The sequence below is a fragment of the Flavobacterium sp. P3_A6 genome (genome assembly GCF_056403035.1).
Genome location: NZ_JBFUGG010000012.1, coordinates 93,460 through 108,584, shown reverse-complemented (window position 1 = coordinate 108,584; position 15,125 = coordinate 93,460). Strand labels below are relative to the sequence as shown.

Annotated in this window: 9 protein-coding genes; 6 read left to right on the top strand and 3 right to left on the bottom strand. The window is 34.7% G+C overall.

Annotated elements, in window-relative coordinates:
- The first annotated feature begins 43 nt into the window (after positions 1 to 43).
- The 6 genes from AC1DVP_RS13300 to AC1DVP_RS13275 all read left to right on the top strand — a co-directional run bounded on the left by AC1DVP_RS13300 (position 44) and on the right by AC1DVP_RS13275 (position 9,636).
- Entirely contained in the window at positions 44 to 739 is a 696-nt protein-coding gene (locus AC1DVP_RS13300) for an RluA family pseudouridine synthase (RefSeq protein WP_477183963.1), read from the top strand.
- 77 nt (positions 740 to 816) lie between these two features.
- Positions 817 to 2,148 (top strand): aldehyde dehydrogenase, encoded by a 1,332-nt coding sequence (locus AC1DVP_RS13295; RefSeq protein ID WP_477183962.1) that lies wholly within the window; start codon positions 817 to 819, stop codon positions 2,146 to 2,148.
- A 211-nt stretch (positions 2,149 to 2,359) separates the two neighbouring features.
- The gene (locus AC1DVP_RS13290) at positions 2,360 to 3,130 is read left to right on the top strand and encodes a hypothetical protein (RefSeq protein WP_477183961.1); all 771 of its coding nucleotides are present in this window, start codon (positions 2,360 to 2,362) and stop codon (positions 3,128 to 3,130) included.
- A gap of 729 nt (positions 3,131 to 3,859) precedes the next feature.
- Positions 3,860 to 7,252 carry a PAS domain S-box protein gene (locus tag AC1DVP_RS13285; protein ID WP_477183960.1) on the top strand — a complete coding sequence of 1,131 codons (3,393 nt, stop codon included), beginning with the start codon at positions 3,860 to 3,862 and terminating at the stop codon, positions 7,250 to 7,252.
- 62 nt (positions 7,253 to 7,314) lie between these two features.
- On the top strand, positions 7,315 to 8,175 hold the full coding sequence (ypfJ, locus tag AC1DVP_RS13280; protein ID WP_477183959.1) for a KPN_02809 family neutral zinc metallopeptidase: 861 nt from the start codon (positions 7,315 to 7,317) through the stop codon (positions 8,173 to 8,175).
- A 171-nt stretch (positions 8,176 to 8,346) separates the two neighbouring features.
- Positions 8,347 to 9,636 (top strand): DEAD/DEAH box helicase, encoded by a 1,290-nt coding sequence (locus AC1DVP_RS13275; protein WP_477183958.1) that lies wholly within the window; start codon positions 8,347 to 8,349, stop codon positions 9,634 to 9,636.
- A 206-nt stretch (positions 9,637 to 9,842) separates the two neighbouring features.
- Here AC1DVP_RS13275 and AC1DVP_RS13270 read toward each other — a convergent pair whose 3' ends face one another.
- The 3 genes from AC1DVP_RS13270 to AC1DVP_RS13260 form a co-directional block, all read right to left on the bottom strand.
- Entirely contained in the window at positions 9,843 to 11,378 is a 1,536-nt protein-coding gene (locus AC1DVP_RS13270; RefSeq protein ID WP_477183957.1) for a YifB family Mg chelatase-like AAA ATPase, read from the bottom strand.
- Between the two features lie 124 nt (positions 11,379 to 11,502).
- Entirely contained in the window at positions 11,503 to 12,480 is a 978-nt protein-coding gene (locus tag AC1DVP_RS13265) for a Gfo/Idh/MocA family protein (protein ID WP_477183956.1), read from the bottom strand.
- A gap of 135 nt (positions 12,481 to 12,615) precedes the next feature.
- The gene (locus tag AC1DVP_RS13260) at positions 12,616 to 15,048 is read right to left on the bottom strand and encodes a glycoside hydrolase family 2 TIM barrel-domain containing protein (protein WP_477183955.1); all 2,433 of its coding nucleotides are present in this window, start codon (positions 15,046 to 15,048) and stop codon (positions 12,616 to 12,618) included.
- Positions 15,049 to 15,125: the final 77 nt, after the last annotated feature.

Genomic DNA, 15,125 nt, shown 5'->3' with positions numbered 1-15,125 from the left:
GAAACAATTTTAAACCTCTTTAAACAACCTTAAACAATCAGCATTGTCCAATAAAATAATATCCAACAAATCCAATCTCCAAATCCTGCACGAAGACAACCACCTTATCGTGGTAAACAAGCGTGTGGGTGATATTGTGCAAGGTGACAAAACAGGTGACAAACCATTAAGCGACGTTGTAAAAGAATATATCAAAGACAAATACAATAAGCCTGGCGAAGTTTTCTTAGGAGTGGTTCATCGACTGGACAGACCTACTACTGGAATTGTGGTTTTTGCCCGCACCAGCAAAGCTTTAACCCGTATGAATGAGCTGTTCAGCAACAGAGAAACCCAAAAAACATATTGGGCAGTAGTCAAAAACAAACCGCCCAAGAATGAAGATACGCTCGTTCATTACATCAAAAGAAACGAAAAAAATAACACTTCAAAAGCCCATCTTAAAGAAGTTCCTGACAGTAAAATAGCTAGTTTAGAATATAAAATCATCAAAGAACTGGATAATTATTATGGACTTGAAATTCAACTGCACACAGGCAGACACCACCAAATACGGGCGCAGTTATCGGCTATTGGCTCTCCGATAAAAGGGGACTTAAAATACGGTTTTGACCGAAGCAATCCTGACGGAGGCATTCATTTACATGCCAGGAAGCTGTTTTTTGTCCATCCTGTTTCTAAAGAAAGTATCACTATAATTGCTCCTACTCCAGAAGAAGTTATTTGGAAAGCTATTTAAATTTCAGTCTGAAAAAGATTATATTTTGAAATTTAAATTTAACTTGCACTTACATAATGATTTAAATCTTTTTTGCTATGAGTTACAAACTGAATATTAGTGCCAGAAAAGAAGCTTTAATAAAATTAATGGATGAAATTGTCAAGCATGAAAATGAGATCATCCAAGCATTATATGAGGATTTCAAAAAACCAACCTTTGAATCGATTGTAACCGAAACCAGCTATATCATTTCGGAATTAAAAAGTACCATAAAGAATATTGAAAAATGGGCCAAAATTAAAAATGTAACCCCTTCTATACTTAATTTTCCTTCAACAGATTATATAGTTAAAGAACCTTACGGAAAAGTTTTGATTATAGCACCTTGGAATTATCCATTTCAATTATCCATAAGTCCATTGATAGCTGCTGTAGCCGCAGGCAATCAGGTTACGCTAAAACCTTCAGAACTAACTCCAAAAACATCGGCTATAATTTTAAAAATTATAGAAAAAGTTTTCGAGCATCAGCATGCTAAAGTAATTGAAGGCGGTGTTGAAGCTACTCAAAAATTATTAACACAGCGATGGGATTACATTTTCTTTACAGGAAGTATTGCTGTAGGCAAAATTATTGCCAAAGCAGCTGCAAAACATCTCACTCCCATAACTCTTGAATTAGGCGGAAAAAATCCTTGTATTATTGATGAAACAGCCAATTTAAAACTCGCTGCCAAGAGAATAGTCTGGGGAAAATTTTTGAATGCCGGCCAAACCTGTATTGCTCCAGATTATATTTTAATTCAAGAAAAAATGAAAAGCCATTTTATAGATTTCATGAAAAATGAAATCACAAATGCTTATGGAGAAAACCCGAAAGATTCTCCAGATTTTGCCCGAATCATAAACGAGAAAAACTGGCATCGCTTAGTGAGCATGATTGAAACTGAAAAGATAATTACGGGAGGTAAAACTGATGTTGAAGACTGCTATATTTCACCCACATTAATAGAGGAAAACAATCTTGACAGCTTACTCATGCAGGAGGAAATTTTTGGCCCCTTGCTCCCAATAATTACTTATAAAGATGAAAAAGAAATCGATAAAATAATTTCAAAATATGAGAAACCGCTTGCCTTATATGTCTTTACTGATGATAAAAAATTTGCAAAAAAAACAATTTTAGAGCATTCATTTGGCGGAGGCTGTATAAACGATACGGCAGTTCATTTTGCAAATAAAAAGCTTCCTTTTGGCGGTGTAGGCCACAGCGGTATTGGAGCATATCATGGTCAATTGAGTTTTGACACTTTCTCACATCACAAAGGAATTGTAAAAAAAGCAAATTGGCTGGATTTAAATTTAAGATACGCTCCTTACACAAATAATAAAATTAATACTCTAAAAAAATTATTAAACTGGTTATAACAAACAAAAATTAACTAAACTTAAAAAAAGCGCCGAAAAAACTTCTTCGCTTATTAAAAGTAAAAAAAATAGTAAATTTACACACTGATACAGACCTTTATAATAACTGATGCGTGATTGAGGATACAATATAATTTTACCAGATATCATTTGAAAAGTCTATTTTTTTTAAAAATATAAATCTAATAAAATAACTAACCTAACAATATAAATGAACCAAACTCTAAAAAGATTACAGGAAATTGAAAAAAACGGATACCAAATAGATTTTGGAAATGTATTCAATCATGCCTTTGAAAATTACAAAAAAATTGCTTTATATGCGGGATCAGTAATAGTCATCTTTAGCATATTGTTTATGGTTTTTGGTGCTTTTTCTATAATATCATTTCTAGGCGTAACGGAAATGACAAAAGAACTTTCTTCGGGACAGCTTAAAATAGAAAACCTTCTTCAGACTAATCTATTAGCCACGGGAATCATTTCCATAATTATTTCTTGTTTGCTTAGCCCGTTTCAAGCGGCTTTCTTAAAAATGGCAGACCATGGAGACAGAGACGAAAATTTTCCAGTTTCTTCTTTATTTTCATTCTATAAATCACCTTATTTAAAAGAAATTATAATTTCTACTTTAATCATTACGGTAATCACTTTTGCTCAAGCTACTTTATTGAGATATGCAAAACTTGATATTCTAGGCATCATAATTAACTATTTCATATCATTTATAACACTTCTTACCATTCCTCTGATCATATTTGGCGATTTACAAGCAATTGATGCTATAAAATACAGTATTCAAATTGTTCTCAAACAGCCAGTTGTTTTATTAGGATTAATAGTTGTAGCAATTATTGGCTCACTAATAGGTTTTATGGCATGCTGCGTTGGCCTATTTTTCACAATACCTTTTATTTACTCTATGAATTATGCTATTTACAGTGCTATTGTAGGAATGGATAATACTGCCGAAAATGAATAATATTTTAACTATAAACATTAAATTGCAAACGATTAAACATTAAATTAAATAGTTATCCCCCATACGACTATGCTATTATGTTGTGGAATTTTACTGTTTTTCAACTTCAACTTTTCTTTATCAAGTTCAGTTTGTACCCCTGTGGCATTAGGCCTAGTGCAAAATTTATTGATAGATATTACGAATCGAAACAGCATTTTGATAGCATTGTTTTTTATCATATTACTGGCAATTATATATTCCAACCACAAAATAAATTCTATATTAAAAAATATAGATAATCTTACATCAAAAGAATTAGACAAAAGGGAATATCTTCTTTATTTATTATTTCTCGGATTAGCTCTTCCTTTTATAGAAATATTGTTTGAATTGTTTAAGGTGAGACCCAAAAGCTTATTAAATTATTACTTTTCCGTTGGAGTCATTTTTTTATTGTTTTTTATATTGAGTGAAAAATCAAAATATTTATTCAATAGAATTCAAACAATATTTACTGGCTTATTCTATATTCATTTTATATTAACTGCCTACAATATAGTTTTTTTACCAAAGGATAACATACCAACTTACACATTCATTTTAGCATTTTTCTTTTCGTACATTATTATAAAACCCATAAAAAAGTATTGGATTTTCTGCGGATGCGTTTTTGCTTATTTAATTATGTTACTTGCTTTCAGCATAGTTCCTGCTGCTAAGGCTATTATACTTATCAATTATTCTATAATGATATTTATAATAAATCATATAAAACATATCGCAATATATAAAATTCAGGAAAAAGTCAATTTTACAAATGAAATTGTAAACAGAGGAAACTCACTTACCATTGCCACAAACAAAATGGGAGAAATAACCTTTTGCAGTGATACTATAACATCCATTTTAGGATATACTCCTGAGGAAGTAATGGGATATGGCTTTTGGACACTTACGGAAGATCCGGAATTCATTGGGGTCGATTATTATAAAAATTTTATAGACAACCGTTTATACATTAGAAAATTAAAATGTAAAAACGGAGAATACAAATTCATTCAATGGATTGATAAAAAATTCAATGAAAACTGTATTATTGGAATAGGACAAGACATTACCAATGAAATAAAAATAAGAAAACAATATGAAACCTTGATTCAGACTGCTGTCGATATAATTTTTGAAGCAGATTCAAAAGGTAACTTTATTTTTGTCAATGATTATGGAATAAAAGCATTAGGATACTCCAAAGAAGAACTCCTTTCCAAAGACTTCTCTTCGTTAATCAGAAAAGATTACATTACCAATACCATGAGTTTTTACCAAAACATTCTTGATATTGAAGAAAATTTCACCACACTTGAATTTCCCATTATCAAAAAAGACGGAGATGAAATATGGATATCTCAAAACGTTTTTGTCAGAAGAAACAGTTTTGGAGAAATAGATGGATACTCAGGAATTGCACGTGATATTACGCTCTTAAAAAACATTGAAGACGAAAAAGCAAAACGGCAGTTTAAAATCGAAGAGTACAGCAAAACCCTAAAAGATTTGGCGGTATTAAACCATTCTAATAATGATGATTTTGAACAAACTATTATTAATATTCTCCAAATCACCTCTGCAGCATTAGGTGTAAACCGAGCTGGTTATTGGATTTATGACACAGATAAGATCATTTGTTATAAATTATATGAATCACAAACAGACATTCTGGAAAGTAAAATTGAGTTTTATAAACATGAAAATCCAGATTATTTTAGCAAAATTGAAAATAAACTTCAAGTTGTACAATCAGATATTAGATCTTATTCTACCAACAATAAAATAAAAAGCACTTATGTTTACAGCAATAATATATTTTCGACACTAGATACTCCTGTTTTTTTTGACGGTAAATTAAAAGGCATTCTCTCTTTCGAATCAACACAGCAAGTTAAAAACTGGGACAATGAAGATATTAATTTCACTAAATCAATCTCAGATTTAATTATAATCGCTTTGGCCTCTCAGATGCGGTTAGAAATCGAACGGAAACTGGCTTATAAAAGTGAGTTGCTGTTAGTTATAAATAAAAATACAAATCAGTTTTTATTAGAAAAAAGCAACGAAAAGCTTATCAAGGGAATCATTAATGAACTGGGTAAAGTAACAAAATCTGAACGCATTTCATTTTTAAAAAAAGATAAAAAAACCAATTTTTTTGACCAAAAATGCATGTGGACAAATGAACTGCAGGATTTTGATGCTGTTCATCCTATTCTTCAAAATCTTGAATTTACTGAATTTGACAGTAATCTAAAAGATTTATCTCCAGCAGAATTCTTTGAAAGCATTAAAAATAATCTTAAAAATGAAAAGGTAAAATCTGCCTTGAGTCATTTAAATTCCAGTTCAATACTGTTTTTTCCTGTTTTTGTAAAAAATGAATTTGACAGTTTTTTTGCATTTGATAACTCAACCAGCGAGCGGATCTGGAGTCCGGATGAAATTTCGATTTTACAATTATTAGTTAAGAATATCTCCTCTTCTATTGAGAGAAACATCAATGAATCTATAATTGAAGAAAGCGAAGAACGATTTCGCTTATTAGCTAATAATATCCCTGGTACCGTATATTTGTCCAATTATGATGAAAAATACACAAAAATTTATCTCAACGATGAAATTGAAAAACTGACAGGATATCCTAAATCTGATTTTTTAGAAAACAAAATATTTTTTATAGACCTAATTTTTCATGAAGATATAGAAGGTGTTTTATTAAAAAACAAAATTGCTCTGGAAGAGAAAAAAGCATTACATATTGTATACCGAATTACTCACAAAAATGGTTCAATCGTTTGGGTTGAAGAATTTGGAGATTCAATTTTAAAGAATGGTGAAATTGCTTTTATGGAAGGAATATTTATTGATATTACCGAAAAGAAAAAGAATGAATCCATTGTCAAAGAAAAAGAATTGGCTGAAGCTGCAAATAAAGCCAAATCCGAATTTCTTGCCAATATGAGCCATGAGATACGAACACCTTTAAACGGAATCATAGGCTACACCGATCTGCTGATGAATTCCAAACTCGAAACTACTCAAAAACAATACATGAAAACCATTAACCAATCGGCTAATATTTTATTGGAAGTGGTTAATGACATACTCGATTTTTCTAAAATTGAGTCCGGTAAGCTTGAGCTTAATATTGAGAAATACTGCATTGAAAATATTATCCTCCAAATAAAAGAATTGGTCAATTATCAAGCCCATTCCAAAAATTTACAAATAAATTATATAATTGATGAGGATGTCCCAAAATACATTTGGGTTGATTATATCCGCCTAAAACAAGTACTTATCAATCTATTGACTAATGCAATTAAGTTCACCCATGTTGGCGGAATAGATCTTACTATATCAGTATTAGATGTCCATAAAAATTCAACTTCTTTGAGGTTTTCAGTAAAAGATACAGGAATTGGTATTCGAAAAAGTAATCAAAAAATTATTTTTCAGGCCTTTTCTCAAGAAGACAGCTCAACTACCAAAAAATTTGGAGGAACAGGATTAGGATTAACAATTTCAAATCAGTTGTTAAGTCTAATGAATAGTAAACTGCAGATAAAAAGTCAGTATAACATAGGAAGTACCTTTTTCTTTGACATAAAATTAAAAAGCAGTAATAAATTAAAACAAAACAAATTAATAAATTCTTTAAAAGTAATTTCAGAAAACCGCATACTGCAATTTGAAAATGAAGAGCCAAAAATCCTAATTGTAGAAGATAATAAAATCAATATGCTTTTGACTAAAACTTTAGTCAAGCAAATTGTTCCAAAGTGCATCATTTATGAATCCAGCGACGGAGAAAAAGCACTTGATAAAGTGTTAGAAATTAATCCGGACATCATTTTCATGGATATTCAAATGCCTCTAATTAATGGATATGAAGCCACGAAAGCAATCCGAAAAATAGAAAATTTACAAGACACCATCATTATTGCCCTTACAGCAGGAACCATAATGGGAGAAAAAGAAAAATGCATAGAAGCAGGCATGAATGATTATGTTTCAAAACCTATCATAAAGAAAACTCTTGAAGATATTTTAGAAAAATGGCTAAAACCAAAAAATATCACTTTATAAACTTATCTTTATTTAAAAAAACATCATATTATTTAAGTACTAACCAATAAATTGTACCTGCTATGAAATGGATTGGAAGAAGACAAAGCGATAATGTTGAAGACCGCAGAGGAATGTCCTCTGGAGGTAAAACTATAGTAGGCGGAGGAATAATTGGAATTATTATTTTGCTTGTAAATGCTTTTGGTGGAGAAAATGCACGAATGATTACCCCAATATTAGAACAGTTCAACCAACAGCAGACTACGCAAACCGAAAACAGAACGCTGACCGAAGCCGAAAAAACGGAAGGTGAATTTGTCAAAACACTTATGGCCGACAATGAAGATGTTTGGACAAAAATATTTGAAGAAAACGGCCTGACTTTTAAAGCCCCAAAACTTATTCTGTTTAGCGGTCAAGTAGAAACAGCCTGCGGAGGAGCCAGTTCAGCCTCTGGTCCTTTTTATTGTCCTGGCGACAAAACCATTTATATGGATATGTCTTTTTTTGATGAACTGAGAACCAAATTTGGAGCTGAAGGCGGCGATTTTGCAGTTGCTTATGTAATGGCTCATGAATTTGGACACCATATCCAAACACTATTAGGAACTTCAGATAAAGTACGACAATTACAAGAAAACCGAGGTGAAACCGAAGGCAATAAATTATCTGTAGCTTTAGAACTGCAAGCCGATTTTTATGCAGGTCTTTGGACACATTACAACGAAAAACAAAATAAAATGCTGGAAGCCGGCGATATTGAAGAAGCTCTGAGCGCTGCACATGCTGTAGGTGATGATGCAATTCAGAAAAAAATGCAAGGACAGGTTGTTCCCGATTCCTTTACTCATGGCACTTCCGAACAAAGAATGTATTGGTTCAACAGAGGATTTGAAACTGGAGACATAAAAAAAGGAGATACTTTTTCAGAAGTGAAGTGAAATAATTTCAACGGCAATATCAATTCATAAATAAGACCTAAAAAATAACATATTGTCTGTCTTTAAGTAAACAAAGTAAAGCAATCAAACCACATCGGAAAATTAGCAGTACCTTTGCGCCAACTTAAAAGGAGTAAACTAAATAATAGGTTTACTTCATAACAACAATTTATGTCATTTAATTCATTAGGCTTATCTGATGCTTTATTAAAAGCCATCAGCAAAAAAGGATATGCAACTCCTTCCCCAATACAGCAAAAAGCAATTCCGCCAATTTTAGAAGGAAAAGATGTATTAGCATCTGCACAGACAGGAACAGGAAAAACAGCAGGTTTTACACTTCCAATATTACAATTATTATCACAAGGGCAGCACTTAAGACAAAGACCCGTTCGTGCCTTAATATTAACCCCAACACGAGAATTGGCAGCTCAGATTTATGCCAATATAAAAGAGTACAGTGAATTTTTGGATTTGCGCAGTACAGTTATTTTTGGCGGCGTAAACCAAAATCCGCAGGTAAGCCAGTTACGTCAAGGTGTTGATATTTTAGTCGCAACTCCTGGCCGATTAATCGATCTGCAAAATCAAGGTTTAATTTCACTTTCAAAAGTTGAGATCTTGGTTTTAGATGAAGCGGACCGTATGCTGGACATGGGTTTCTTACGGGATATCGAACGCATTCTAAAGGTTTTGCCTCCAAAAAGACAAAACCTGCTATTCTCGGCAACCTTCTCAAAAGATATTAAAAAACTGGCAATGGGCATTTTGCACCATCCAGTTCATGTTGAAGCTACTCCGGAAAACACAACAGTGGACGCTATTGCTCAAAAAATATATCCTGTTGCCAAAGAGAAAAAAACAGAATTAATAATTAAACTTATCACTGAAGGCCGCTGGAAACAGATTTTGGTTTTTACTCGAACCAAACAAGGAGCCAACAAGCTGACTGAAAACATGATTAATTCCGGCATAAAAGCGGCAGCTATTCATGGTAACAAGGGTCAGGGCGCACGAACCAAAGCCTTAGCCGGTTTCAAAAACGGAAGCCTAACCGCTTTGGTCGCTACAGATATTGCCGCACGAGGTTTGGATATCCCGTTGTTACCACATGTTATTAATTTTGAACTGCCCAATATTCCAGAAGATTATGTTCACCGAATTGGAAGAACTGGAAGAGCTGGAGCAAGCGGCGAAGCTATTTCACTAGTTAGCCCGGACGAAACCACTTTTTTGCGCGATATAGAAAAATTGGTTGGCCTGAAATTACCCAAAGAAAACATCAAAGGTTTTGAACCGGATCCTAATGCATCCACCGAACCTATTAAACAAGGTCAAGGGAGACAACAACGCAATGCAGCTCCTAAGAAACCAAAAACTGATAATACAAAAAAAACCAGTACAAATAGTTTTGGTCCAAGACGCCCAAGCCAAAATAATGACAGGCGTTCTAATAGATAATTTTACCTAAGAACCTGAGTTATATTATTTTTTAAGAGCAGCCAATTTTCGTTTCTTTTGAAGATTCCTCCCGCTTTACGTTACAATCTCTCTCGTTGAAAAAAAACGAGAGAGTATTTTCACTGCAATCGGGGCTATAAATCGAGATTTTTGTTTCTTTCAAATTTTCCAAAATAAAAATTCACAATCGAAACCATGCTAAAACACTATCCCAACCAACCATCTCGATCCAAACTTCTATACTGAATCGCTTCCGCAATATGTCCTGAAACAACCTGAGGAGCATCATCCAAATCTGCAATTGTCCTTGCAACTTTCAGGATTCTGTCATAGGCTCTGGCCGAAAGATTCAGCCGTTCCATGGCAGTTTTCAATAACTCTTTCGAAGCTTCATCAAGAGCGCAATGTTCCCGAATATGTTTGGTATTCATTTGGGCATTATAATGAATGTGATCCATTTCTTCAAATCTTTTGGACTGGATTTCTCTTGCTGATGTTACTCTTTTTCGAATATCAACACTGCTTTCGGCTTTTCGGTCGTCAGATAATTTTTCGAAAGGAACGGGAGTTACTTCGATGTGAATATCAATTCGATCCAATAAAGGCCCCGAAATTTTGCTTAAATAACGCTGCATTTCGTGCGGTGAAGATGTTTGAGGAGAATCTGGATCATTAAAAAAACCACTCGGACTTGGATTCATGCTTGCCACCAGCATAAAAGACGACGGGTAAGTCACCGTAAACTTGGCTCTGGAAATTGTCACTTCCCTATCTTCCAAGGGCTGGCGCATTACTTCCAAAACATCGCGCTTAAATTCCGGCAGTTCATCCAAAAACAAAACACCGTTGTGCGCCATCGAAATTTCTCCCGGCTGTGGATAACTTCCTCCCCCGACAAGCGCAACATTCGAAATAGTATGATGCGGACTGCGAAACGGACGCTGGTTCATCAATCCAACTTCTTTCAGCTTTCCGGCAACACTGTGAATTTTGGTAGTTTCTAATGCTTCACGCAAAGTCATTGGTGGTAAAATACTGGGCAGTCTTTTGGCCAGCATGGTTTTTCCGGCACCAGGCGGCCCTATGAGAATTATATTATGACCGCCAGCCGCCGCAATTTCCATACAGCGTTTAATGCTTTCCTGACCTTTGACATCACTAAAATCAAATTCAGGAAAGTCGAGTGTTTTATAAAATTCGGCTCTGGTATCGATAACTGTGGGTTCTAATGTTCCTTTACCTTCTAAAAAGTCAATCACTTCCTGCACATTCGAAACCCCATACACATCAAGTCCAGCTACAATCGCAGCTTCTTTTGCATTTTGAATAGGCAAAAAGAAACCTTTAAATCCCTCTTCTTTGGCTTTTATTGCAATAGGCAAAGCCCCCCGAATGGGTTGCAGACTGCCATCGAGCGACAGCTCTCCCATAATGATATATTGTTCATAGTTATCCGTTTTTATTTGTGCCGAAGCTACTAGAATCCCAATTGCCAATGTCAAGTCATAGGCTGAACCTTCCTTACGCAAATCGGCTGGCGCCATGTTGATAATGATTTTTTTACCTGGCATTTCATAGCCGTTATTTTTGAGGGCGGCGGCTATACGATAACTGCTTTCTTTAATAGCATTGTCTGGCAGTCCAACCAAATGATAGCCAATTCCTTTATCCATATTGACTTCAACAGTGATTGTAGTCGCTTCAACTCCAAAAACAGCACTTCCGTAAACTTTGATTAACATATAAAAATAGTTTTTCTAAATGTAAATACTATTTTACTTTAAACCAAAAACAATTAATCAAATTCTTACTTAATATAATTTATATAACAAAATATTGTTGCTTTTATACAATTTAAAACGTAAATTAAGAATATACTAAACCTATTTGATTTTTTACTTCCTCCACAATTGCGGAAAGCTCTAAGCTGTTTTGATGAGACCAAAGTTCGCTTTCCGTTTTATTGGCTCTAAGGCAAGCGTGACATTCCTCGATTTCGTAAGTGTAGCCTTTGCCCAATGTTGGTCTTTCAAATTTTGTCTTTTGATCGCCTTGAGTCAAACTGTACGATTCGGTCATAAACCAAAGCGGGTCAAGATTAATTCGGCCTTTGGTGCCGCTTATTGTAGCTTCTACATTGGAAGTATATAAAAAACTGGAATGCAGCACGGCTTGCGCTTTTTCATATTGCAAAATAATAGAGGTTTGTGTATCGGCTCCAGTGGCATGAAAATTGGATTTTGCCAAAATTTCTTTAGGTTTTCCTAATATTAAATAAGCCAAAAACAATGGATAAACGCCAATATCCATCAGTGCTCCTCCCCCCAATTTAATATCAGTCATTCTGGTATTATCTGGATTTTCGAATTTAATGGAAAAATCAGCATTGACATATTTTACTTCTCCTATCGCACCGTTTTGAATATGTTCTAAAGTTTCACGTATAGAAGGATTGAAACGGGTCCAAAATGCTTCCATGAAAAATTTATTGTGTTTTTTAGCAACAGTAATCATTTGCAAAACATCATTATAATGCAAGGCCAACGGCTTTTCACACAACACGTGTTTATTATTCTGCAGTGCCTTAATGGTCAGCTCAGCGTGTGAATCATGCGGAGTTGCAATATAGAGAATATCAATATTTTCGTCTTTAAAAAGCTCATCATACGAACCATAGGCTTTTGGACATTGGAACTTATTGGCAAATTCCTGGGCTTTATCGATATTTCTTGAAGCTACCGCACAAAGTTCTCCCGATTCTACCAATTGCAAATCTCTGGCGAATTCATGGGCAATATTTCCCAAACCTACAATTCCCCATTTTATTTTTATATTATTTTCCATTGAAGTTTTTCTTTTTAATAAGTAAATATAAGTGTTTTGAGGAAAAATAAAGCTGTATTTGATATTGTATGCCTAAAAAATTAACAGCAAAGTTCGCGAAGAATTACGCAAAAAAACAATTATTTCCTGAAATGCTTATTCTACTTTTACAATTACTGTAGCTGACATTCCGTTCACGGTGGAAGCTTTTAACTGAATGTTTTCTTTCTTGCCGTTGGATTGAATGATGGCGATGCATTTTCCATTAAAGACTTTGCAAGAACTGGCTTTGAACGAATCCAAACCTGCCTGATAACCGTTATCAACACCCGCTAATTTTCCTCCGCCTGTAACTTCAAAATTGATTAGATCATTAGCATTTGGCAGAAGATTTCCGTCTTTATCAACAATAGAAACGGTTACATAAACCAAATCATAAGTGTCATTTTTTATGGTTACTTTATCGGCTTTCAAATCTATTTTGGAAGCTTCTCCAGCGGTGTGAATTTCTTTTTCTAAAACTACTTTTCCGTCTTTTCTGGAAATGGCTTTAATGGTTCCGGGTTCGAAGTTTACGCGCCAGGAAATATGCAGATCGTCATTTTGTTTGGCTTTTTTGCCCAGTGATTTTCCGTTCAGGAATAATTCGACTTCATCGGCATTGTTGTAATACGCCCAAACATCGACTTCCTGTCCTGCAGTCCAGTTCCAGTGCGGAAAAATGTGCAAAACGGGTTTCTTTGCCCATTCGCTTTGGTACATATAATAGACATCTTTTGGAAGTCCCGCCAAATCGATGATTCCGAAATACGAACTGCGTGCAGGAAATGGGTATGGATCGGGTTCACCGATATAATCAAAACCAGTCCAGACAAAAGTACCAGCAATAAAATCGGAGTTTTTTATTGCTTTCCAGCTTTCTTCGTGCGTCGAACCCCAAAATGATTTTACATTATCGTAAGCCGAAACCGTAAAATCGGCATTACCATCAAATTTCTCTCCGTATTTAACAGGCCACGCTTTAACCACATCCGAAGGCTGGTCATAATGTCCACGGGTTTCGAGAGCCGAAACAGTCTCGGAAGCAATTATCTTTTGCCCCTTGAAACGGGTTGGAAAGGTTGCGTAATCTTCGTGTTTGTAATTGAATCCCAGCAAATCCAAAGCTCCTGATTGATAAATAAAATTCTTCTCCGGAACATTCTCTGTCAACGCACTTGTTATTGGACGAGTAGTATCGAGATTTTTTACGATTTGAGCCAATTCTCTGGTAATAGCAATTCCGGTACTGTCGAATTGTTCACGTATTTCGTTTCCAATGCTCCACATCATCACCGACGGATAGTTACGGTCTCTTAAAATTAAATCTTCTAAATCTCTTTTGTACCAAGAATCCCATTCTTTGTGAGCATCATTCTTTACTTTTGGTTTTTTCCAAACATCAAATGCCTCGTCCTGAACAATGAAACCCATTTCATCACACAATTGCATCATTTCCAACGAATGCGGATTATGCGACATTCTGATGGCATTCGCCCCCATTTCTTTTAGCAAAGTCAGTTTTCTACGAACGGCGTGAATATTTTCCACAGCTCCCAAAGCACCGTTGTCGTGATGCAGGCAGACTCCGTATATTTTGGTTGGTTTTCCGTTTAAAGAGAATCCTTTTTCGGCATCAAAAGAGAAAAATCGAATTCCTAATGGTGTTTCATATGTATCAACCAATTTTTTATTTTCGTAAATTTTGGTAAGCACTTTATACAAATACGGATTTTCGGTATCCCATAAATTTGGGTTTTTCACTTCCAAATTATGTATTTTTTTAGAATTGGCATTTGCCTCTATTTTTTCTGTTGACACCGCATTAGCTACTTCTTTATTTTTAGCGTCTACAATGGAGGTGACGAATTTGAATTCTTTTTCAGTATTTGCTTTATTTTCTACAGTCACTTCAAAGTGTACGGATGCTTTTTCTTTGCTGATTTTGGGAGTGGTTACATAAGTTCCCCAATGTGCTACGTGCAGTTTTTCGACAGCCACCAAATGTACGTTTCTATAAATTCCAGAACCTGTGTACCATCTGGAATTGGGTTGTGCATCGTTATCGACTTTTACGGCAATAACATTTTCTTGTTTTCCGAAATGCAAGTAAGGAGTCATTTCATAAGCAAATGAAATGTATCCACTAGGACGCTTTCCCAATGAATGACCATTGATGAATACTTCGCTGTTCTTGAAAACACCGTCAAATTCTATCGAAATCGATTTGCCTGCCCAATCTTTTGGCAAGGTAAATGTTTTGCGGTACCAGCCTTTTCCTGCCGGCAAAAATCCTTGCTTAGTTCCTGTTGGAAAATCTTTATTGAATGCTCCTTCGATACTCCAATCGTGAGGCAGTTGCAAGCCTCTCCAATCGGCAGTACTGAAATCCGCATTGATCGCCTGTGGATGATCTCCTAATTTGAAATTCCAGTTTTTATTGAAATCTTCGACAATTCTGGCTTTTTTGGCTTGTGCAAAACCTGCTGTTGAAATAAGTATTATTAAGGCTATTACAATTTTTTGTAAAACGTTTTTATGTTTTTTCATAAGCTTACTTTTTACCGCAAATTCGCAAATTTTATTTTTCCAAATTTGGATTAATAATTTGCGAATTTGCGGTCATT